Origin of the sequence: Serratia sp. (in: enterobacteria) (assembly GCF_052400455.1) — a bacterium.
GTDB lineage: Bacteria > Pseudomonadota > Gammaproteobacteria > Enterobacterales > Enterobacteriaceae > Serratia > Serratia ureilytica.
This window is the reverse complement of record NZ_CP185812.1, coordinates 1,183,236-1,205,173: the sequence shown is the minus strand read 5'-3', so window position 1 is coordinate 1,205,173 and position 21,938 is coordinate 1,183,236. Positions and strand designations below refer to the sequence as shown.

The 21,938-nt window shown below is 60.1% G+C and carries 24 protein-coding genes and 1 riboswitch; of the genes, 21 read left to right on the top strand and 3 right to left on the bottom strand.

Annotated features, from left to right (window positions below):
- Positions 1-69: 69 nt before the first annotated feature.
- The 5 genes from ACORQT_RS05700 to ACORQT_RS05680 all read left to right on the top strand — a co-directional run bounded on the left by ACORQT_RS05700 (position 70) and on the right by ACORQT_RS05680 (position 4,107).
- A complete protein-coding gene (locus tag ACORQT_RS05700) occupies positions 70-810 on the top strand; it encodes an amino acid ABC transporter permease (RefSeq protein ID WP_004939979.1) in 741 nt (246 codons plus the stop codon).
- Complete coding sequence (gene gltK / locus ACORQT_RS05695) at positions 810-1,484, top strand: glutamate/aspartate ABC transporter permease GltK (RefSeq protein WP_015376945.1); 675 nt, start codon at positions 810-812, stop codon at positions 1,482-1,484. Before ACORQT_RS05700 ends, gltK begins: the two co-directional genes overlap by 1 nt.
- Positions 1,484-2,209, top strand: coding sequence for an amino acid ABC transporter ATP-binding protein (locus tag ACORQT_RS05690; protein WP_004939983.1), 726 nt, complete (start codon positions 1,484-1,486; stop codon positions 2,207-2,209). The genes gltK and ACORQT_RS05690 overlap by 1 nt, the downstream gene beginning before the upstream one ends.
- A gap of 113 nt (positions 2,210-2,322) precedes the next feature.
- Positions 2,323-3,255 carry a pyrimidine-specific ribonucleoside hydrolase RihA gene (gene rihA / locus ACORQT_RS05685; protein WP_072628193.1) on the top strand — a complete coding sequence of 311 codons (933 nt, stop codon included), beginning with the start codon at positions 2,323-2,325 and terminating at the stop codon, positions 3,253-3,255.
- A 147-nt stretch (positions 3,256-3,402) separates the two neighbouring features.
- Positions 3,403-4,107, top strand: coding sequence for an FMN-dependent NADH-azoreductase (locus ACORQT_RS05680; RefSeq protein WP_147880892.1), 705 nt, complete (start codon positions 3,403-3,405; stop codon positions 4,105-4,107).
- 40 nt (positions 4,108-4,147) lie between these two features.
- Here ACORQT_RS05680 and ACORQT_RS05675 read toward each other — a convergent pair whose 3' ends face one another.
- Positions 4,148-4,630: a zinc ribbon-containing protein gene (locus ACORQT_RS05675; RefSeq protein WP_025301844.1), complete on the bottom strand. Its 483-nt coding sequence runs from the start codon at positions 4,628-4,630 to the stop codon at positions 4,148-4,150.
- Positions 4,631-4,915: 285 nt separating this feature from the next.
- Between ACORQT_RS05675 and leuS the strand changes: the two genes are divergently transcribed.
- The 13 genes from leuS to lipA all read left to right on the top strand — a co-directional run bounded on the left by leuS (position 4,916) and on the right by lipA (position 18,417).
- Entirely contained in the window at positions 4,916-7,498 is a 2,583-nt protein-coding gene (gene leuS / locus ACORQT_RS05670; RefSeq protein WP_047572364.1) for a leucine--tRNA ligase, read from the top strand.
- A 14-nt stretch (positions 7,499-7,512) separates the two neighbouring features.
- Complete coding sequence (gene lptE, locus ACORQT_RS05665) at positions 7,513-8,073, top strand: LPS assembly lipoprotein LptE (protein ID WP_033633932.1); 561 nt, start codon at positions 7,513-7,515, stop codon at positions 8,071-8,073.
- The gene (holA, locus tag ACORQT_RS05660) at positions 8,070-9,104 is read left to right on the top strand and encodes a DNA polymerase III subunit delta (RefSeq protein ID WP_033651150.1); all 1,035 of its coding nucleotides are present in this window, start codon (positions 8,070-8,072) and stop codon (positions 9,102-9,104) included. The genes lptE and holA overlap by 4 nt, the downstream gene beginning before the upstream one ends.
- Positions 9,094-9,756 (top strand): nicotinate-nucleotide adenylyltransferase, encoded by a 663-nt coding sequence (gene nadD, locus ACORQT_RS05655; protein ID WP_015376938.1) that lies wholly within the window; start codon positions 9,094-9,096, stop codon positions 9,754-9,756. Before holA ends, nadD begins: the two co-directional genes overlap by 11 nt.
- Positions 9,757-9,950: 194 nt before the next feature.
- Positions 9,951-10,268: a ribosome silencing factor gene (gene rsfS / locus ACORQT_RS05650; RefSeq protein WP_004940001.1), complete on the top strand. Its 318-nt coding sequence runs from the start codon at positions 9,951-9,953 to the stop codon at positions 10,266-10,268.
- A gap of 3 nt (positions 10,269-10,271) precedes the next feature.
- Positions 10,272-10,742: a 23S rRNA (pseudouridine(1915)-N(3))-methyltransferase RlmH gene (gene rlmH / locus ACORQT_RS05645; RefSeq protein WP_004940002.1), complete on the top strand. Its 471-nt coding sequence runs from the start codon at positions 10,272-10,274 to the stop codon at positions 10,740-10,742.
- A gap of 38 nt (positions 10,743-10,780) precedes the next feature.
- The gene (gene mrdA / locus ACORQT_RS05640) at positions 10,781-12,676 is read left to right on the top strand and encodes a peptidoglycan DD-transpeptidase MrdA (RefSeq protein WP_033642160.1); all 1,896 of its coding nucleotides are present in this window, start codon (positions 10,781-10,783) and stop codon (positions 12,674-12,676) included.
- Positions 12,677-12,684: 8 nt separating this feature from the next.
- Positions 12,685-13,797, top strand: a complete 1,113-nt coding sequence (gene mrdB, locus ACORQT_RS05635) for a peptidoglycan glycosyltransferase MrdB (RefSeq protein ID WP_004940006.1) — start codon at positions 12,685-12,687, stop codon at positions 13,795-13,797.
- A 10-nt stretch (positions 13,798-13,807) separates the two neighbouring features.
- Complete coding sequence (gene rlpA, locus ACORQT_RS05630; RefSeq protein ID WP_047025711.1) at positions 13,808-14,893, top strand: endolytic peptidoglycan transglycosylase RlpA; 1,086 nt, start codon at positions 13,808-13,810, stop codon at positions 14,891-14,893.
- A gap of 180 nt (positions 14,894-15,073) precedes the next feature.
- A complete protein-coding gene (gene dacA / locus ACORQT_RS05625) occupies positions 15,074-16,285 on the top strand; it encodes a D-alanyl-D-alanine carboxypeptidase DacA (RefSeq protein WP_004940010.1) in 1,212 nt (403 codons plus the stop codon).
- A 104-nt stretch (positions 16,286-16,389) separates the two neighbouring features.
- Complete coding sequence (gene ybeD, locus ACORQT_RS05620) at positions 16,390-16,656, top strand: DUF493 family protein YbeD (RefSeq protein ID WP_004940012.1); 267 nt, start codon at positions 16,390-16,392, stop codon at positions 16,654-16,656.
- Positions 16,657-16,790: 134 nt separating this feature from the next.
- Positions 16,791-17,459 (top strand): lipoyl(octanoyl) transferase LipB, encoded by a 669-nt coding sequence (gene lipB, locus ACORQT_RS05615; protein ID WP_033651147.1) that lies wholly within the window; start codon positions 16,791-16,793, stop codon positions 17,457-17,459.
- Positions 17,452-18,417, top strand: coding sequence for a lipoyl synthase (gene lipA / locus ACORQT_RS05610; protein ID WP_164057487.1), 966 nt, complete (start codon positions 17,452-17,454; stop codon positions 18,415-18,417). Before lipB ends, lipA begins: the two co-directional genes overlap by 8 nt.
- Before the next feature lie 93 nt (positions 18,418-18,510).
- Here the strand turns inward: lipA and tatA are convergent, their stop codons facing one another.
- Positions 18,511-18,726 carry a Sec-independent protein translocase subunit TatA gene (tatA, locus tag ACORQT_RS05605; RefSeq protein ID WP_004940019.1) on the bottom strand — a complete coding sequence of 72 codons (216 nt, stop codon included), beginning with the start codon at positions 18,724-18,726 and terminating at the stop codon, positions 18,511-18,513.
- Positions 18,727-18,944: 218 nt separating this feature from the next.
- Here tatA and ACORQT_RS05600 point away from each other — a divergent pair, with 218 nt between their 5' ends.
- The gene (locus tag ACORQT_RS05600; protein WP_033651146.1) at positions 18,945-20,012 is read left to right on the top strand and encodes a diguanylate cyclase; all 1,068 of its coding nucleotides are present in this window, start codon (positions 18,945-18,947) and stop codon (positions 20,010-20,012) included.
- 1 nt (position 20,013) lies between these two features.
- On the opposite strand, the gene ACORQT_RS05595 is transcribed toward ACORQT_RS05600, so the two are convergent.
- Positions 20,014-20,442: a GNAT family N-acetyltransferase gene (locus ACORQT_RS05595; protein WP_164057488.1), complete on the bottom strand. Its 429-nt coding sequence runs from the start codon at positions 20,440-20,442 to the stop codon at positions 20,014-20,016.
- 83 nt (positions 20,443-20,525) lie between these two features.
- A riboswitch (Fluoride riboswitch) is annotated at positions 20,526-20,588 on the top strand.
- A 78-nt stretch (positions 20,589-20,666) separates the two neighbouring features.
- Here ACORQT_RS05595 and crcB point away from each other — a divergent pair.
- Both crcB and ACORQT_RS05585 read left to right on the top strand, forming a co-directional pair.
- On the top strand, positions 20,667-21,050 hold the full coding sequence (gene crcB / locus ACORQT_RS05590) for a fluoride efflux transporter CrcB (RefSeq protein WP_004940022.1): 384 nt from the start codon (positions 20,667-20,669) through the stop codon (positions 21,048-21,050).
- 289 nt (positions 21,051-21,339) lie between these two features.
- Positions 21,340-21,936, top strand: coding sequence for a TetR/AcrR family transcriptional regulator (locus ACORQT_RS05585; RefSeq protein ID WP_033642155.1), 597 nt, complete (start codon positions 21,340-21,342; stop codon positions 21,934-21,936).
- Positions 21,937-21,938 lie beyond the last annotated feature (2 nt).

The window sequence follows — 21,938 nt, the reverse complement described above, 5'->3', positions numbered from 1 at the left end:
CCGCGCGGCGATCGGCGCCTATCAAGTCATCACTTTTCGGCGCCCTGCGCCCGTTTATCGGAGTTTGTTATGTCAATAGATTGGAACTGGGGTATCTTCCTGCAGCAGGCCCCGTTTGGGAACACCACTTACCTCGGCTGGATCTGGTCCGGCTTTCAGGTCACGGTGGCCCTCTCCGTCTGTGCATGGATTATCGCTTTCTTCGTCGGTTCACTGTTCGGTATCTTGCGTACCGTGCCCAACCGCTTTCTTTCCACTCTCGGCACCTGTTACGTCGAACTGTTCCGCAACGTGCCGCTGATCGTGCAATTCTTTACCTGGTATCTGGTGATCCCCGAGCTGCTGCCGGCCAATATCGGCACCTGGTTCAAGACCGAGCTGGATCCCAACGTGCAGTTCTTCGTCTCTTCCATGCTCTGTCTGGGGCTGTTTACCGCCGCCCGCGTTTGCGAGCAAGTGCGCGCCGCCATTCAATCCCTGCCGCGCGGCCAGAAAGCCGCCGGGTTGGCGATGGGCCTGACGCTGCCGCAAACCTACCGCTACGTGCTGTTGCCGAACGCCTACCGGGTTATCGTGCCGCCGATGACCTCGGAGATGCTCAACCTGGTCAAAAACTCCGCCATCGCCTCCACCATCGGCCTGGTGGACATGGCCGCACAGGCCGGCAAGCTGTTGGATTACTCCGCACACGCCTATGAATCCTTTACCGCCATTACGCTGGCTTATATCGGCATCAACGCCGTGATCATGCTGTTTATGCGTCTGGTCGAAAAGAAAGTGCAGTTGCCTGGCAACCTGGGGAGTAAATAATGTACGAATTTGACTGGGCGTCGATCGTCCCAAGCTTCCCTTATCTGCTGCAGGGCATGGCGATCACGCTGAAGATCACCGTGACCGCCATCGTGGTCGGCATTCTGTGGGGCACCGTGCTGGCGGTGATGCGTCTGTCGCCGTTCAAGCCCATCAGCTGGTTCGCCACCCTGTATGTCAACCTGTTCCGCTCGGTGCCGCTGGTGATGGTGCTGCTGTGGTTCTATCTTGTGGTTCCAAGCTTATTACAACAGGTTCTAGGCCTGTCGCCGAAAACCGATATTCGCCTGATCTCGGCTATGGTAGCCTTTTCCCTGTTTGAAGCGGCCTATTACTCGGAAATCATCCGCGCCGGTATCATCAGCATCTCGCGCGGCCAATCCTCCGCCGCGTTGGCGCTGGGCATGACGCATTGGCAATCCATGCGGCTGGTGATCCTGCCGCAGGCGTTCCGCGCCATGGTGCCACTGCTGCTGACCCAGGGCATCGTCCTATTCCAGGATACCTCGCTGGTTTACGTACTGAGCCTGGCCGACTTCTTCCGCACCGCATCGACCATCGGCGAACGCGACGGCACCCAGGTTGAAATGATCCTGTTCGCCGGCTTTGTCTATTTTGTTATCAGCCTCGCCGCCTCGGCGCTGGTAAGCTATTTGAAGAAAAGGACTGTTTGATGATATCCCTGAAAAATGTTTCCAAGTGGTACGGTCACTTTCAAGTGTTGACCGATTGCACCACCGAAGTGAAAAAAGGCGAAGTGGTCGTCGTCTGCGGTCCTTCAGGCTCCGGCAAGTCCACCCTGATCAAAACCGTCAACGGCCTGGAGCCGATCCAGCAGGGAAGCATCCTGGTGAACGGCACGCCCGTCAACGACAAGAAAACCAACCTGGCGCAGCTGCGCGCCAAGGTCGGCATGGTGTTCCAACACTTTGAACTGTTCCCGCACCTGTCCATTATCGACAACCTGACGCTGGCGCAGGTAAAAGTGCTCAAGCGCGACAAGACCGCCTCACGCGAGAAGGGCCTGAAGCTGCTGGAACGCGTCGGCCTGTCCGCCCATGCCAACAAGTTCCCCGGTCAGCTCTCCGGCGGCCAGCAACAGCGCGTCGCCATCGCCCGCGCGCTGTGCATGGATCCGATCGCCATGCTGTTCGACGAACCGACCTCGGCGCTCGATCCGGAAATGATCAACGAAGTGCTGGACGTGATGGTCGAGCTGGCGAACGAAGGCATGACCATGATGGTGGTGACCCACGAAATGGGCTTCGCCCGCAAGGTGGCGAACCGCGTGATCTTTATGGACGAAGGCAAAATCGTCGAAGACCGCAACAAAGACGATTTCTTCAACAACCCCGAGTCCGATCGCGCCAAGGACTTCCTCGCCAAGATCCTGCACTAAGTTCTCGCTATGCGCCCCGCCAGGGGCGCATCTTTTCTCCCGGCACGAAAAGCGCTTGTATCTCCTCGTTTTTGATCCGATGCTCGCCGGATAACAAACAGAGGAGAAAGAACATGCCCCGCCCTATTATCATCGATTGCGATCCCGGCCTCGACGACGCCATCGCGCTGGCTATGGCGCTGCGCTCGCCGGAGCTGGACATCAAAGCCATCACCACCTCCGCCGGCAACCAGACGCCGGAGAAAACCCTGCATAACGCGCTGGGTCTGTTGACCCTGATGCAACGCGAGGACATCCCTGTCGCCGCCGGCGCCGCTCGCCCGCTGATGCGCGAGCTGGTGATCGCCGACTATGTCCACGGCAAAACCGGCATGGGCAACACCCACCTGCCGACGCCGGCCCTCAAACCCGATCCCCGCGGCGCCGTCGAGCTGATCGCCGACCTGCTGCGCGCCAGCCCGCAGCCAATCACCCTGGTGGTGACCGGCCCGATGACCAACATCGCCCTGCTGTTGGCCCAGCATGCCGAGCTGAAAAGCCGTATCGAGCGCATCGTATTTATGGGCGGCGGCATGAATGCCGGCAATACCACGCCGGTGGCGGAATTCAATATCTTCGTCGATCCCGAAGCCGCCGAGATGGTGTTGAAATCCGGCGTGCCGCTGACCATGGCCGGGCTGAACGTCACCCACCAGGCGCTGGTGCTGCCGCAGGATATCGAGCGCATTCGTCAGATAGCCAATCCGGTCGCGCAGGCGGTGGCGGAGATGCTCGATTTTTACCTGCCGCTGTATCTCAGCCACCCGCGCGGCCTGCCTGGCGCGGCGATGCACGATCCCTGCACCATCGCCTGGCTGCTGGCGCCGCAGCTGTTTACCGGCGTTGAACGCTGGGTCGGTGTGGAAACCAAAGGGGAGTACACCGTCGGCATGACGGTGGTGGACTATTTCCAGCAAACCGGCAACGCGGCCAACGTGGAAGTGCTGACCGGCATCGATCGCGCAGGCTTTATCGATCTGTTGGCCGAGCGCGTCGCGCGTTATTGATCCTCTCGGGGCGCGCTCGCGCCCTCATTCAACTTTTTTGATTTAACTCAGCGAATTTTTGCGCTATCACTGTTGATGGCTTGCCTCTACCATGCGTTTACACCGATTGACACCGTTACCGATTACACTTCGCCTGGAGATAAGCCAATGAGCCGCGTACTGGTCCTGAAATCAAGTATTCTGGGTGAATATTCCCAGTCTGGAAAATTAGTCGATTTTTTTGTTGAACAATGGCGTGAAACTCATCCTGAAGACACCTTCACCGTGCGCGACTTGGCCAACCCAACGCTGCCGGAGCTGGATGGCGAAGTGATGGCCGGCTTTACCGCCGGCGACAACCCGCTGACGCCGCATCAGCAAAGCACCCTGGCGCTGTCCGATGAGCTGATTGCCGAGCTGAAGTCGCACGACACGCTGATCATCAGCGCCCCGATGTACAACTTCAACATCCCGACGCAGCTGAAGATCTACTTCGATCTGATCGCCCGCGCCGGTCAGACGTTCCGCTACACCTCCGCCGGTGCCGAAGGGCTGGTGACGGGCAAGAAAGCGATCGTCATCTCCAGCCGCGGCGGCATCCACGCCGACACGCCGACGGATCTGATCACCCCGTACGTGAAACTGTTCCTGGGCTTTATCGGCATCACCGACGTTGAATTCGTGCTGGCGGAAGGCTTCGCCTACGGCCCGGAAGCGGCGGAGAAAGCCGCCCAGGACAGCCGCATCGCGGTCGCGCAGAAAATCCCGGCCGGCGTCGCCGTCCCGGCCAGCGCACCGGCGCCGGCAAACGTCGCCCAAGAAGCCGTCAGCGGCGGCTTCCTGAGCAACCTGCTGAAGAAACTGTTCCGTTAACGGTAAACGTCAGCGTTCCCCGCCGCGGCGGGGGACGTCATCAGGGTTCAAATGGCCGACGCTGGAACTGGTCGTGACCGCATTTCGGGCAAAGCGGCAGCACTTCCGGCGTGTAAAACGCCAGGTGGTAGTGACACTGCTCGCAGACCAGATTGCCCAGCCCCACCACTTCACCGCTGTGGTAAACGCCGTGGTGGCTGACATCCTTGAACACCTCGCGCCACTCCAGCTGGGTTTTGTCGGTGATATCCGCCAGTTCCTGCCACAGGCTCTCTTTGATCACCCGCATAAACACGCTGTCGGTAAACTCGTCCCGGCTTTCCTGATAGCTGCGGGCGAACTCTTCCAGATCGCGCCGCACCGCCTGCGTCACCTGCCGCACCTCGTCGCGCGTCAGATCTTCGGCCTCGTTCAACCGCCGCTCCGCGCTGGCCACCAGTTCGTCGATATCGCGTTCGCCGTTTTTCAGACGTTCGGTCAGCGATGCCACCAATTCGCGGTAATACTGAGCAACCTTGTTCATAGACTCTCCTCGATAAACGCTGCGCCGGACTTGGCCATGGGGATACCCTTAAGCTACTTGTTCTTATTTTAGCCGTAAATGACTGATGTCACTTGGCAAGACGCGGGATCCGCAGGTTGTGAGCCGCGTCATGGCGGCGTTTTTTTTAAATGCGCCGAGTCAGGCGCTTGGAGTTGTTGCCGGGAGGTCTTATCAGCTATGCTATGCGGATCTACGAATACTAAATGTTCATTGCGTTGCCTCTGACCGGGGCAACGGTTTACACCTACAGGACCACCGGCCGCCATGCAAGAGCAATACCGTCCAGAAGACATAGAATCGAACGTACAGCTTCACTGGCAAGAGAAGCAGACTTTCAAAGTTACCGAAGACGACAGCAAGGAAAAGTACTACTGCCTATCCATGCTGCCTTACCCGTCCGGCCGACTGCACATGGGCCACGTTCGTAACTACACTATCGGCGACGTGATCTCGCGCTATCAGCGCATGCTGGGCAAAAACGTACTGCAGCCGATCGGCTGGGATGCGTTCGGCCTGCCGGCGGAAGGCGCGGCGGTGAAAAACAACACCGCGCCGGCCCCGTGGACCTACGACAACATCGAATACATGAAGAACCAGCTGAAACTGCTGGGCTTCGGCTACGACTGGGATCGCGAAATCGCCACCTGCCAGCCGGAATACTACCGCTGGGAACAGTGGTTCTTCACCAAGCTGTATGAGAAAGGCCTGGTCTACAAGAAGACCTCGGCGGTGAACTGGTGTCCGCACGATTTGACCGTGCTGGCCAACGAACAGGTTATCGACGGCTGCTGCTGGCGCTGCGACACCAAGGTCGAGCGTAAAGAGATCCCGCAGTGGTTCATCAAAATCACCGCCTACGCCGATCAGCTGCTGAACGATCTGGACACGCTGGAAAGCTGGCCTGAACAGGTGAAAACCATGCAGCGCAACTGGATTGGCCGCTCCGAAGGCGTGGAAATCACCTTCGACGTGGCTGGCAGCGAAGAGAAGCTGACGGTTTACACCACCCGTCCCGACACCTTCATGGGCGCCACCTACGTGGCGGTCGCCGCGGGCCACCCGCTGGCGCAACAGGGCGCGCGCAACAACCCGGCGCTGACCGACTTCATCGACGAATGCCGCAACACCAAAGTGGCCGAAGCCGAAATGGCGACGATGGAGAAGAAAGGCATGCCGACCGGCCTGTTCGTTGTCCATCCGCTGAGCGGCGAGAAGCTGCCGGTGTGGGTCGCCAACTTCGTGCTGATGGAATACGGCACCGGCGCTGTGATGGCGGTGCCGGCGCACGACCAGCGCGACTGGGAATTCGCCACCAAATATGATTTGCCGATCAAACCGGTGATCCTGAACCTCGACGGCAGCCAGCCTGACGTGAGCGCCGAAGCGATGACCGACAAAGGCGCGCTGTTCAACTCCGGCGAGTTTGACGGTCTGGACAACGAAGCGGGCTTTAACGCCATCGCCGACAAACTGGTCGCCAAAGGCGTCGGCCAGCGCAAGGTCAACTACCGTCTGCGCGACTGGGGCGTTTCCCGTCAGCGTTACTGGGGCGCGCCAATCCCGATGGTGACCCTGGAAGACGGCACCGTGATGCCGACGCCGGAAGACCAACTGCCGGTGATCCTGCCGGAAGACGTGGTCATGGACGGCATCACCAGCCCGATCAAGGCCGACCCTGAGTGGGCGAAGACCACCGTCAACGGCCAGCCAGCGCTGCGCGAAACCGACACCTTCGACACCTTTATGGAGTCCTCCTGGTACTACGCGCGCTACACCTGCCCGCAGTATGACCAGGGCATGCTGGATCCGGCCGCCGCTAACTACTGGCTGCCGGTCGATCAATATATCGGCGGTATCGAACACGCCATCATGCACCTGATGTACTTCCGCTTCTTCCACAAGCTGATGCGCGATGCGGGCCTGGTGGATTCCGATGAGCCGGCCAAGCGCCTGCTGTGTCAGGGCATGGTGCTGGCCGACGCCTTCTACTACACCGGCAACAGCGGCGAGCGCGTCTGGGTATCCCCGGTTGACGCCACCGTCGAGCGCGACGACAAAGGCCGCATCATCAAGGCCACCGATCCGCAAGGCCGTGAACTGGTCTATGCTGGCATGAGCAAAATGTCGAAGTCGAAGAACAACGGCATCGACCCGCAGGAGATGGTGGAAAAATACGGCGCGGACACCGTGCGTCTGTTCATGATGTTCGCTTCACCGGCAGAAATGACGCTGGAGTGGCAGGAATCCGGCGTGGAAGGGGCTAACCGCTTCCTGAAACGCGTATGGAAACTGGCCTACGATCACGTGGAAAAAGGCGCGGTGCAGCCGCTGGACGTGGCGTCGCTGAACGAAGAGCAGAAAGCGCTGCGCCGCGATCTGCATAAAACCATCGCCAAAGTGACCGACGATATCGGCCGCCGCCAGACCTTCAACACCGCGATCGCCGCCGTGATGGAGCTGATGAACAAACTGGCCCGTGCGCCGCAGGAGAGCGAGCAGGATCGCGCGCTGCTGCAGGAAGCGCTGCTGGCCGTCGTTCGCATGCTGTATCCGTTCACCCCGCACGTGTGCTTCGCCCTGTGGCAGGCGCTGGGCGGCGAAGGCGACGTGGATACCGCGCCATGGCCGGTTGCCGACGAGCAGGCGATGGTCGAAGACTCCAAGCTGGTGGTGGTGCAGGTGAACGGCAAGGTTCGCGCTAAAATCACCGTATCTGCCGATGCGACCGAAGAGCAAGTGCGCGCGCGCGCTGCCGAAGAGCATCTGGTGGCTAAATATCTGGACGGCGTCACGATTCGCAAAGTGATCTACGTTCCGGGCAAACTGCTTAACCTGGTTGTGGGTTAACACAAGGAGGAGTTGTGCGACAACGTATTCTGACGCTGTTGCTGGGGTTGGCGGTGCTGGTCACCGCCGGCTGCGGTTTTCACCTGCGTGGCACCACGCAGGTGCCTAATGAAATGAAAACGCTGATCCTGGACAGTTCGGATCCTTATGGGCCATTGACGCGCGCGGTGCGTGAGCAACTGCGTTTGAACGCCGTGACCATCGTCAGCGATCCGAAGCGTAAAGACGTGCCTTCTCTGCGCATCGTCGGCGCGACGGAAAGCCAGGATACCGCCTCGATCTTCCAGGACGGTAAAACCGCCGAGTATCAGCTGGTGCTGACCGTGCAGGCCCAGGTGCTGATCCCGGGGCACGACCTGTATCCGCTGTCGGTGAAAGTGTTCCGTTCGTTCTTCGACAACCCGCTGACCGCGCTGGCCAAAGACTCCGAGCAGGAGATCATTCGCCAGGAAATGCGTGAGCAGGCGGCGCAACAGCTGGTGCGCAAACTGCTGACCGTGCACGCGGCGGAAGAAGAAAACCGGCAAAAAGCCGCTGCCGTCGGCGAACGAGCGGCAAGCCAAACCGCACAATGATCCGCATTTATCCGGAACAACTTGCCGCGCAGCTCCGAGAGGGGCTGCGCGCTTGTTATTTATTGAGCGGCAATGAACCGCTGCTGCTGCAGGAAAGCCAGGATCTGCTCCGGCAGGCCGCGCAACAGCAGCAGTTCAGCGAGCACTACAGCATTTCCCTCGACGCCCATACCGACTGGGACGCCATCTTCGGCATCTGCCAGGCGATGAGCCTGTTCGCCAGCCGCCAGACGCTGCTGCTGATTTTCCCGGAAAACGGCCCAACGGCGCCGATCGGCGAACAGCTGACCAAGCTCGCCACCCTGCTGCACGAGGATATTCTGCTGATCCTGCGCGGCCCGCGCCTCACCAAAGCGCAGGAAAACAGCGCCTGGTTCAAGGCGCTCAGCCCGCACGGCGCCCTCGTCAGTTGCCAGACGCCGGAGCAGGCACAGCTGCCGCGCTGGGTCGCCACGCGCGCCAAGGCGATGAAGCTGGAGTTGGACGACGCGGCCAATCAGCTGTTGTGCTACTGCTACGAAGGCAACCTGCTGGCGCTGTCGCAGGCGCTGGAGCGGCTGTCGCTGCTGCACCCGGACGGCAAGCTCACCCTGCCGCGCGTCGAGCAGGCGGTGAACGACGCCGCTCACTTCACGCCGTTCCACTGGCTGGACGCCTTGCTGGCCGGCAAGAGCAAGCGCGCCTGGCATATTTTGCAGCAGCTGCAGCAAGAGGATGTCGAGCCGGTGATCCTGTTGCGCACCCTGCAGCGCGAACTGCTGCTGTTGCTGACGCTGCAGCGCCGCATGGCGTCCGCGCCGCTGCGCACGCTGTTCGATCAGCACAAGGTCTGGCAGAACCGCCGCCCGCTGGTGACCCAGGCGCTGCAACGCCTGTCCGGCGCCCAGCTGCAGCAAGCGGTACAGCTGCTGACGCAAATCGAGCTGACCCTCAAGCAGGACTATGGCCAGTCGGTCTGGCCGGAACTGGAAACCCTGTCGATGCTGCTGTGCGGCAAACCCCTGGCCACGAGTTTTACCGATGCCCACTAATCCGGAACACCCCACCGTATTGCACGCGCTGTTTGGCGGCACCTTTGATCCGATCCACTACGGCCATCTGCGGCCGGTAGAGGCGCTGGCCGCCGAAGTGGGCCTGAATCGCGTTACGCTGCTGCCTAACCACGTGCCGCCGCACCGCCCGCAGCCCGAGGCCAACGCACAGCAGCGCTTGAAGATGGTCGAGCTGGCGATCGCCGGCAATCCGCTGTTCGCGGTCGACGATCGCGAACTGCATCGCACCACCCCCTCCTACACCATCGAGACGTTGGAAACGATTCGTAAAGAGCGTGGCGCCGCCCAGCCGCTGGCGTTTATTATTGGCCAGGACTCGCTGCTGACGCTGCATAAATGGCATCGCTGGCAGGCGCTGTTGGACGTCTGCCATCTGCTGGTGTTGGCGCGCCCGGGCTATAACGATCGCATGGACACGCCGGAACTGCAGCAGTGGCTGGAACGTCATCGCACCGCCGACCCGGCGCTGCTCAGCCGCCGCCCGCACGGCCATATCTATCTGGCCGATACGCCGGAGCTGGAAATTTCCGCCACCGAGATCCGCCAGCGCCGCCATCAGGGCCTCAACTGCGACGATCTGCTGCCGCGCCCGGTGCAGCGCTATATCGAGTTGCAGGGTTTATATCGCTAGCGAAAGGTGCGTGATATACTGCGCCGCTATTTTTCAGGTATCCGCTGAAAACCCCGGAAACCTTAGCTGGCCGGGTAGTCACCAGTTAGCTGGCTTTCAGCGGCAGCCTGCCGAAACCTTTATCCGGTTACGCCGCGGCGCGCGCATTTTGCCCGCCGCAGCCGACTGAACAGAACATACCCGAGGGGGAACCTTTGCAAGGTAAAGCGCTCCAAGATTTCGTCATCGATAAAATCGATGACCTTAAAGGCCAAGACATTGTCGCTCTGGACGTACAGGGCAAATCCAGCATCACCGATTGCATGATCATCTGCACCGGCACGTCGACTCGCCACGTGATGTCGATCGCCAGCCACGTGGTGCAGGAATCCCGCGCCGCGGGCATGGAGCTGTTTGGCATGAAAGGCCAGGAAGCCTCCGACTGGATCGTGGTCGATCTGGGCGAAGTGATCGTGCACGTGATGCAGGAAGAAAGCCGTCGCCTGTACGAGCTGGAAAAACTCTGGAGCTAAGCGGTGAAACTGCAATTGGTGGCGGTCGGCACCAAAATGCCAGACTGGGTGCAAACCGGCTTTATGGATTACCTGCACCGCTTTCCCAAAGATATGCCGTTTGAGCTGACCGAGATCCCGGCCGGCAAACGCGGCAAAAACGCCGACATCAAACGCATTCTGGACAAGGAAGGCGAACAAATGCTGGCGGCGGTGGGCAAAGGCAACCGCATCGTTACGCTGGATATCCCAGGCACGCCGTGGGAAACGCCGCAGCTGGCGCAGCAGCTTGAGCGCTGGAAGCAGGATGGCCGCAACGTCAGCTTGCTGATCGGCGGCCCGGAAGGGCTGGCGCCCGCCTGCAAAGCCGCTGCCGAGCAGAGTTGGTCGCTTTCTCCGTTGACACTGCCGCATCCTTTGGTGCGCGTCCTGGTGGCCGAAAGCCTCTACCGCGCCTGGAGTATTACTACAAATCATCCTTACCACCGGGAATAGCCGGTGGTGACCGTGACAGAGTGAAATAAAGCAGCGGGATGAAAATAGAACGTAACCCTTTTCGCGACTATACGGCTGAATCCGCCCTGTTTGTACGCCGCGCCCTGGTGGCGTTCTTGGTCATCCTGGTGCTGTCCGGCATCCTGATCGCCAACCTGTATAATCTGCAAGTGGTCCGCGTCGAGGATTACCGCACCCGCTCCAACGAAAACCGCATCAAGCTGGTGCCCATCGCGCCCAGCCGCGGCATTATCTACGATCGCAACGGCACTCCGCTGGCGCTCAACCGCACCATTTATCAGCTGGAACTGATGCCGGAAAAGGTCGACGATCTCAAAGCCACGCTGCAGGCGCTGCGCCCGGTGGTCGACTTGACCGATGACGACATCACCAATTTCGAAAAAGAGCGCAAGCGCTCGCGCCGTTTCGTCTCCATTCCGGTGAAAACCGCGCTGACCGAGGTGCAAGTCGCCCGTTTTGCGGTCAATCAGTTCCGCTTCCCGGGCGTGGAAGTGAAAGGCTACCAGCGCCGCTACTACCCCTACGGCTCCGCCCTCACCCACGTCACCGGCTACGTGTCGAAGATCAACGACCGCGACGTCGAGCGGCTGGACAAAGACGGCAAACTGGCCAACTACGCCGCCACCCACGATATCGGCAAGCTGGGCATCGAACGCTATTACGAAGACACGCTGCACGGCAAAACCGGCTATGAAGAGGTCGAGGTCAACAACCGCGGCCGGGTGATCCGCCAATTGCACGAACAGCCGCCTTCCGCCGGTCAGGACGTCTACCTGACGCTCGATCTTAACCTGCAGCGCTATATCGAACAGCTGTTGGTCGGCAGCCGCGCCGCGGTGGTGGTGAGCGATCCGCGCACCGGCGCCATCCTGGCGATGGTCTCCAACCCGAGCTACGATCCGAACCTGTTCGTCGACGGCATTTCCAGCAAGGACTATCAGGGGTTGCTGAACGATCCGAATCGCCCGCTGATCAACCGCGCCACCCAGGGGGTCTACCCGCCCGCCTCGACGGTGAAGCCTTATATCGCGGTGTCGGCGCTGAGCGCCGGGGTGATCACCAAAAACACCGTGGTGTTCGATCCCGGCTGGTGGCAATTGCCCGGCTCGGAAAAACGCTTTCGCGACTGGAAGAAATGGGGCCACGGCCGCCTGAACGTCACCAAGGCGCTGGAAGAGTCCGCAGATACCTATTTCTACCAGGTCGCTTATGACATGGGAATCGATCGGCTGTCGACCTGGCTGACCAAATTCGGTTACGGCCAGTACACCGGCATCGATCTGTCCGAAGAGCGCTCCGGCCTGATGCCGACGCGCGAATGGAAGCAGAAACGCTATAAAAAACCGTGGTATCAGGGTGACACCATTCCGGTAGGCATCGGCCAGGGTTACTGGACCGCGACGCCGATCCAGATGGCCAAGGCGCTGAACACCCTGATCAACGACGGCACCGTCAAAACGCCGCACCTGCTGCAGAGCACCCGCATCAACGGCGCGCTGGTGCCGTTCAAACAGGAAGAAAACACGCAGATCGGCGATATTCACTCCGGCTTCTGGGAAATTGCCAAAGACGGCATGTACGGTGTGGCCAACCGTCCGAACGGGACGGCGCGCAAATACTTTGCGGACGCACCTTATAAAGCCGCGGCGAAATCGGGTACCGCACAGGTATTCGGCTATGAAACCTACAACGCCCACAAACTGGCGGAGCACCTGCGCGATCACAAACTGATGACCGCCTTCGCACCGTTCAACAACCCGACGGTGTCGGTCGCCATCATTCTGGAAAACGGCGGCTCCGGTCCGGCGGTGGGGACCATCACCCGCCAGATCCTCGACCACATTCTGCTGGGCGACAACAATACGCAATTGCCAAGCGAGGCCCCGCTGCCGCCTGGCGTAGAAGGTGACTAAGGTAGAACATGACTGAAAGCCAACAAAAAGGCTCGATCTGGACCAAAATCCACATCGACCCGACGTTCCTGCTGCTGATCCTGGCCCTGTTGGTCTACAGCGCCTTCGTGATGTGGAGCGCCAGCGGCCAGGACATCGGCATGATGGAGCGCAAGATCGGGCAGATCGTCATGGGGCTGATCGTGATGGCCGTCATGGCGCAGATCCCGCCGCGCGTGTACGAAAGCTGGGCGCCCTATCTGTATATCTTCTGCGTGATTTTGCTGATCCTGGTGGACGCCTTCGGGCAGATCAGTAAAGGCGCGCAGCGCTGGTTGGATCTCGGCGTAGTGCGCTTCCAGCCGTCGGAAATCGCCAAGATCGCCGTGCCGCTGATGGTGGCGCGCTTTATGAACCGCGACGTCTGCCCGCCTTCGCTGAAAAACACCGCCATCGCGCTGGTGCTGATCTTCCTGCCGACGCTGCTGGTAGCCGCGCAGCCGGATCTGGGCACCTCTATCCTGATCGCCGCTTCCGGCCTGTTCGTACTGTTCCTGTCCGGCATGAGCTGGAAGCTGATCGCCGTCGCCGCCGTCGCGCTGGCGGCCTTCATCCCGGTGCTGTGGTTCTTCCTGATGCACGGCTATCAGCGCGACCGCGTCATGATGCTGCTCGATCCGGAGAGCGACCCGCTCGGCGCCGGTTATCACATCATTCAATCCAAGATCGCCATCGGCTCCGGCGGCCTGTCCGGCAAGGGCTGGCTGCACGGCACCCAGTCACAGCTGGAGTTTCTGCCGGAGCGCCATACCGACTTTATCTTCGCCGTCCTGGCCGAAGAGCTGGGGCTGATCGGGGTGCTGGTGCTTCTGGCGCTTTACCTGCTGGTGATCATCCGCGGGCTGATGATCGCCGCCAAGGCGCAAACCACCTTTGGCCGCGTCATGGTCGGCGGCTTGATGCTGATTTTGTTCGTTTATGTCTTTGTTAACATCGGTATGGTCAGTGGCATTTTGCCGGTAGTTGGCGTACCTTTGCCTCTGGTCAGTTACGGGGGTTCGGCGCTGATAGTGTTGATGGCCGGTTTCGGCATCATCATGTCGATCCACACGCATCGGAAAATGCTGTCTAAAAGTTTATAAGAGGTGAGTAATGCGTAAGGAATGGCTTTGGATCGGCGTCGCGGCGGTGTTGCTCTCCGCCTGTACCGCCCCGACCACGGAACAGCAAGCCCCTCCGCAGCCGTACAACGGCCCGGTGGTGGAAATCGGCGGCGTCGAGCCTCAATATGAACCCTATAACCCTAATAACATGCAGGATTATAAGGTTAATGGCGATACTTACCGCATCGTAAAAGATCCGCAGAACTTCTCGCAGACCGGCCTGGCGGCCTGGTATGGCGAAGAGGCCAACGGCAACACCACGGCGCTGGGCGAGCAGTTTGACCCCAACGGCCTGACGGCGGCGCATCCGACCCTGCCAATCCCAAGCTATGTGCGCGTCACTAACCTGGCCAACGGCCGTCAGCTGGTGGTGCGCGTCAACGATCGCGGGCCATACACCAAGGGCCGCATCATCGATCTGTCGAAAGCCGCCGCCGACCGCCTCAACCTGTCCAACAACACCAAGGTCAAGGTAGATTTCATCAACGTGGCGCCGGACGGCACGCTGAGCGGCCCCGGCACCATCGGCACCATCGTGGCGAAACAGAGCTACGCCCTGCCGGCGCGCCCGGATCTCGGCTCCAGCGGCATGGGCACCCCTATTCAACAGGAGGCGCCGATCGCCAGCGGCGCGGCGGTGCGCCCGATCGATAACAGCACCCTGCGCACCGACGACAACAGCGCCCCTGCAGCCGGCGGCAATGCCGCCAACGGCCGCAGCGGTTTCCTCGGCGCGCCGAGCGCGGTGCCGGCCGGGGTGCTGGAAGGTTCCGAACCTGAAGTCGCCGCGGTAGCCGCACCGGTCGCGGCCGGCGCTGCGGCTGTCGGCACGGCTGCTGCCGCCTCTTCCGGCGGCTACGTGGTGCAGGTCGGCGCGCTGAGCAGCGCCGAACGCGCCCAGAGCTGGCAACAGAGCCTGAGCCAACAGTTTGGCGTGCCGGGCAAAGTGGCGGCCAACGGCAACGTTTATCGCGTCCAGCTTGGCCCGTTCAGCAGCCGTCAGCAGGCGGCCCAGCTGCAGCAACGCCTGGCGAGCGAAGCGCAACAACAGTCTTTCGTTACTGCTGCACCCTGAGCGTTAAGCCCGGCGGGCATTCACGGCCGATAAGCGGTTATTTAGCTGAAACATTTTCTTGCAGCTAAAAGGGCACTAACCGCAATTAGTCAGATGAATGGGTAATGCCTGCCGGGATCGCATCTGCTATAGTGTGGCTCGTTTTTTAACTTTACTTTCACGGATGTTGTAGTCCCGATCATGAAACAAGTAACTTCTTTTCGCTTAATCAAAAGCATCGCCCTCGGCACCGTTATCGCAATGAGCGCAGCCTCCGTTGCGCACGCCGATGACGTTAACATCAAAACCATGATCCCAGGTGTCCCGCAGATCGATGCGGAAGCGTACATCCTGATTGATTACAACTCCGGCAAGGTGCTGGCCGAGATGAACGCCGATGCGCGTCGCGATCCGGCCAGCCTGACCAAAATGATGACCAGCTACGTCATCGGCCAGGCGCTGAAAGCGGGCAAAATCGGCCAGGACGATCTGGTGACCGTCGGCCAGGACGCCTGGGCGACCGGCAACCCGGTGTTCAAAGGCTCCTCGCTGATGTTCCTGAAGCCGGGCGATCGCGTGCCGGTCTCCAAACTGACCCGCGGCATCAACCTGCAGTCCGGTAACGACGCCTGCGTGGCGATGGCCGACTACGTCGCCGGCAGCCAGGACGCGTTCGTCAACCTGATGAACACCTACGTCAGCAAGCTGGGCCTGCAGAATACCCACTTCCAGACGGTGCACGGCCTGGATGCGCAGGGCCAATACAGCTCGGCGCGCGACATGGCGCTGATCGGCCAGGCGCTGATCCGCGACGTGCCGGAAGAATACGCGATCTACAAAGAAAAAGAGTTCACCTTCAACAATATCCGCCAGATGAACCGCAACGGTCTGCTGTGGGATAACAGCCTGAACGTCGACGGCATCAAAACCGGCCATACCGACGCGGCGGGCTACAACCTGGTGGCTTCGGCGACCGAAGGCCAAATGCGCCTGATCTCCGCCGTGATGGGCGGCCGCACCTACAAAGGCCGTGAAGCCGAAAGCAAGAAACTGCTGACCTGGGGCTTCCGCTTCTTCGAAACCGTGGCGCCGCTGAAAGTCGGTAAAGAGTTCGCCTCCGAGCCGGTCTGGTTCGGCGATGCCGACCGCGTTGAGCTGGGCGTGGACAAAGACGTCTACCTGACCATTCCGCGCGGCCGCATGAAAGATCTGAAGGCCAGCTACGTGCTGAACACGCCGGAAATTCACGCGCCGCTGGCGAAAAACCAGGTGGTGGGCAGCATCAACTTCCAGCTGGACGGCAAAACCATCGACCAGCGTCCGCTGGTGGTGATGAACGAAGTGAAAGAAGGCGGCTTCTTCAGCCGCATCGTGGACTACATCAAACTGATGTTCCACCACTGGTTCGGTTAACGGTTGAAACGGGCGAAATCGTCCCCATATAGTGAATAACACTAACTCCCGCCCCGGCGGGAGTTATACTTTATAGATTAGCTAGCACTCTGGAGCGCACGCACATGCAAAAAACTAAACTGAACGAACTGCTCGAATTCCCTTGCTCGTTTACCTACAAGGTAATGGGCCTGGCGCAGCCTGAGCTGGTTGACCAGGTGGTTGAAGTGGTGCAGCGCCATGCGCCGGGCGATTACAACCCGCAGGTCAAGCCAAGCAGCAAAGGCAACTACCACTCCGTCTCCATCACCATCAATGCCACTCACATCGAGCAGGTCGAAACCCTGTACGAAGAGTTGGGCAACATTGAAATTGTTCGCATGGTGCTGTAATTCCAGCATAAACCCCTGCTTATCAACCCGGGATGGCGCAGCGTCTTCCCGGGTTGCGCATTTTTGGTCAGCGAAAGGCTGGTCGCAGGCCGGAGCGCCCGGTATAATGGCTTTACCACTTCTGTAACCTGACGATGACTCTTTTGCAACCAGACAAGATCATTTTGCGTCAGCTGGGGTTGCAGCCCTACGCGCCTGTATCCCAAGCCATGCATAACTTCACCGACAGTCGTACCGAGACCACGCCGGACGAGCTGTGGCTGGTGCAGCATCACCCGGTGTTCACCCAGGGTCAGGCCGGCAAAGCCGAACACGTGCTGATGCCCGGCGACATCCCGGTTGTCCAGAGCGATCGCGGCGGCCAGGTGACCTACCACGGGCCGGGTCAGCAGGTGATGTACGTGATGGTCGATCTGAAACGCAACAAGGTCGGCGTACGTCAATTGGTCACGGCGATAGAAGATACGGTTATCAACACCCTCGCCCACTTCCGCCTCACATCGCGCGCCCGTCCGGATGCGCCCGGCGTGTACGTGGGGGAGCAGAAAATCTGTTCGTTGGGTTTGCGGATCCGCAAAGGCAGCTCATTCCACGGCCTGGCCCTGAATGTGGCGATGGATCTCAGCCCCTTCCAACGCATCAACCCTTGCGGTTACGCCGGTATGCAGATGACGCAGGTCAGCGCGCTGGCGCCCGGCGTTGGCATTGAAGACATACACCCAATCCTGGTACAGGAATTTGTTCATTTACTCGGCTACCAGACGGTCGAGCTTCGTAACTGGAACCTGCACGATTATGAGTAAACCAATTCAGATGGAACGCGGCGTCAAATACCGCGATGCTGACAAAATGGCGCTGATCCCGGTCAAAACGGTGGTCACCGAACGGCAGGAGCTGTTGCGTAAACCCGAGTGGATGAAGATCAAACTGCCTGCCGACTCAACGCGCATTCAGGGCATCAAAGCCGCGATGCGCAAGAACGGCCTGCACTCCGTCTGTGAGGAAGCCTCGTGCCCTAACCTGTCCGAGTGTTTCAACCACGGTACCGCCACCTTTATGATCCTCGGCGCCATCTGCACCCGCCGCTGCCCGTTCTGCGACGTGGCCCACGGCCGCCCGATCGCGCCGGACGCCAACGAGCCGGAAAAGCTGGCGCAAACCATCGCCGACATGGCGCTGCGTTACGTGGTGATCACCTCGGTTGACCGCGACGATCTGCGCGACGGCGGCGCTCAGCACTTTGCCGACTGCATCTCCGCCATCCGCGCCAAAAGCCCGAACATCAAAATTGAAACGCTGGTGCCGGACTTCCGCGGCCGTATGGACCGCGCGCTGGAGATCCTCACCGCCACGCCGCCGGACGTATTCAACCACAACCTGGAAAACGTGCCGCGCGTCTACCGCCAGGTGCGTCCGGGCGCCAACTACGAATGGTCGCTGAAGCTGCTGGAGCGCTTTAAAGAAGCGCACCCGGATATCCCGACCAAATCCGGCCTGATGGTCGGCCTGGGCGAAACCAACGCGGAAATCATTGAAGTGATGCGCGATCTGCGTCGCCACGGCGTGACCATGCTGACGCTGGGTCAGTACCTGCAGCCGAGCCGCCACCACCTGCCGGTGCAGCGCTACGTCAGCCCTGCCGAGTTTGACAAGATGAAAGAAGAAGCGATGGCGATGGGCTTCACCCACGCCGCCTGCGGCCCGTTCGTGCGTTCGTCTTACCACGCCGATCTGCAGGCCAAAGGGATGGAAGTGAAATAACGCGTAATAGTTTGTTACGCTATAGACGGCGGAAACGCCAAAAAACGGATGTCCGCAAGGCATCCGTTTTTTATTGCGCGCAGTCAGACGGGGTTAAACGTCTTTCTTTTCGACGCTCTGCTGAGCGGACTGGCTTTCGGCGGCGTTGTTGCCGGCGGCCGGCGGCGTGCTGTCATCGCCCACGGCTTTTTTAAAGCCTTTCAGCGCCGCGCCAAGATCGGCGCCGAGCGTACGCAGTTTGCTGGTGCCGAACAGTAAAATCACCAACACCGCAATCACCAGAAGTTTGGTAATGCTGATACCTTCCATACTCACCTTCTTATCATAGAGCGCTGCGTGAACAGCGAGAAAAACTGACCTTGCCTGCGAATATTTAGCGACTTTCCTTCGGCTCGCACAACCGCAACATGTAACAGAGTGAGATCGGTCGCAGTAATGCCACAGGGCCTCTGGACGTGAATCCCAGACTATTCTTAGTTTATCACCCGCATGATACGCTGCCATGATACTCATCAGGGAGATGCCGGATGTATATTGCCCCACCCATTTTCGATGCCCGAAAATCCGGCCTCAGCTTCGCCAAACGCACCTACCTGCCCCGCGCCGTCGGTCTGGGGCTCGGCTTTATCTGCGTCTGCGCCGCGCTCTATCCCCTGGCTCCGCCCGCGGCGGTCTGGCTATTGCTGGCCTTTCACGGCTTTCTCTGGCCGCATCTCGCGTACCGCCTGGCCTGCCGCGCCAAAGATCCGTTCAAAGCCGAAATTCGCAACCTGCTGATCGACTCCGCTTTCGGCGGCTTCTGGGCGGCGATGATGGCGTTCAACGCGCTGCCCGCCATCGTCATCCTGTCGATGATGAGCATGAATAACATCGCTTCAGCCGGCAAAGCGCTGTTTGTAAAAGGATTGGCCATGCAACTGGCCACGGCGGCGTTCACCGCCGCGCTGCTCGGCTTCCCGTTTCACCCCTACAGCACGCCGTTGCAGGTCTATCTGTGCCTGCCGATGATCTACCTTTACCCGACGCTGCTCGGGCTGGTGACTTACCGCACCGCCAAGCGGCTGGCGGAAAAGAAACAGGAGCTGCAGCGCATCAGCACCCGCGATGGGCTGACCGGCTTATACAACCGTCGCCACTGGGAGCATCTGCTGCATCGCCAGTTCGACAGCTGCCGTCGCTACCAGGATAACGCCACGCTGATCCTGATGGATATCGACCGCTTCAAAACCATCAACGACACCTTCGGCCATGCTTTGGGGGATGAGGCCCTGGCGGCGCTGGCGGAAGAGCTGCTGATCGGCTTGCGTAACGTGGATATCGTCGGGCGCTACGGCGGCGACGAGTTTGGCGCGGTGCTGCCGAACACCAACGCCGAGCAGGCGGAAATCGTCCTGCGACGCATCCAGCAGCGGCTGGATGCGGTCAGCTTCAAGGAGGCGCCGCAGCTGCGGCTGCAGATCAGCGCCGGCATCGCCAACTACCACCCCGCGTTGGGCGGCTATCTGGACTGGCTGAAAGCGGCCGACAGCGCGCTCTATCGGGCGAAGCAAAACGGCCGCAACCGGCTGGAAACGGCAGTGCCGCCAGGGGAGTAACTTACTGACTTAATAACTTGGCAAAATACTTCGGCGCTTCAACAAAGCCTTCACGCAGGTAAAACGCATGGGCCCGCTCGCGGCGACTTTGGCAATGAACCTCCAACCGATCGCAGCCGCGACGGTGCGCCAGCGCCTCTCCCTCCGCCAACAACCGCCGCCCCACGCCCGCGCCGCGCGCCCGATCGTCGACGCAAAAATAGCTGATGCGGCCAATGTCGCCGGCCAACGCCAGCTGCGGCAGGAAATGCAGCGACAACACGCCCAGCACTTGCGCCCCGTCCGCCGCCACCAGCAGCGCCTCGTCCGGGTGCGCCAACAGTTGCTGCATGCGCTGCGTCAGAAACGCCTCGGTGCCGGGATAGCCAAACGCCGTCATCAATTCGGCGATAGCGTGCCGGTCGCCCAGACGCGCCGCTCTGATTTCCATCGGTTTTACCTCGCAGGGGGTCGATACTACAAAATAGACGGCGTTAGGTGTAACATCCATCGGGTACGGTGAAAAAGGCCGTGCGGCACGCTGGAGATGACATTCCTCCCTAACCGCCTTCACAGGCTGATGATGTCTACGTAACCTCTCGGAGAGAGGCGCGTAGCGTTACGCCTGTCCCTTTCCGAGCCCGTGAATTTCTCTGTTTGAAAGGGAGTTGCCCCATGTTGAGTTCTTTACTGGCCGTCTTTATCGGCGGCGGCGTCGGCAGCGTTTTGCGCTGGGCAGTAAGCATGAAAATGAATCCGCTGAACGCCCACATTCCGCTCGGGACGCTGATGGTCAATCTGATCGGCGGTTTTATCATCGGTCTGGCGATGGCGATCTTCACCCGCATGACACACCTGGATCCCACCTGGAAACTGCTGATCACCACCGGCTTCTGCGGCGGCCTGACCACCTTCTCCACTTTTTCGCTGGAGGTGGTGTATCTGATGCAGGACGGCCGCTTCGGCTGGGCATTGGCCAACATGCTGCTTAACCTGGCCGGCTCGCTGGCGATGACGCTGCTGGCCTTCATGCTGGTGATGTGGGTCAACGGGCGCTAAGCCCTTAATGTTTCCTTAATCTTGCATGCGCATAATCTCATCCAGAACTCCTGACTGGATGAGAAATCGCTATGTTTAGCCTGCCGAAAACCACCGCCGAAGCGATCGCCGTTGCGCTGTGCGTGCTGATCGTCGCCGCCTTTATCAACGCCTACCTGTTCGCCTAAACACCTTTTCCCCGCAACGCGCGTTCATCTTGCGTCCTCCCCATCCGTTACACTACAATTGAGAATGAACGTTCACACCCAAAATTGTGAACCCGGCTCACGCGCAGCAAAGGATCGGGCAGATGCTCTCCCCCAACGACAGTAAACAGGCCAAAGTGCAGGCGCGCCGCGATCAGATCGTCGAAGCGGCGAAAACCAGCTTCCGCCGCCACGGCTTCCATGCCGCCAGCATGGCGGAGATTGCCCAGGGCTCGCAGCTCAGCGTCGGGCAAATCTATCGCTATTTCGCCAATAAAGACGCGATTATCGAAGAGATCGTCAATCGCATCATCACCAGCAAGATGCAGCGCCTGGAAAACCTTGGCGATCACATCAACCTGATCGCCGGCACGCTGGCGGCGCGCACGCTGTTTCAGCAACCGGGCGAGAGCGAAACCGATCACATGCTGATGCTGGAAGTGACCGCCGAGGCCACGCGCAACCCGGTGGTGGCCAAACTGCTCAGCGATGCGGAGGCGCGGCTGTTTCGCCACGTGTGCCACAACCTGCAGCGGCTGTATCCCGATTTCAGCGCGGAAGAGATCGCCGCGCGGGTGGAGTTTATCGCCGTCATGAGCGAAGGCACCGGTTACCGTATCCTTACCACGCAAAAAGCCGATGCGTCCCTGCTGCGCGATCTGTATCAGCAGGCCATTTCTCACCTGTTCAGGAAATCTTAATC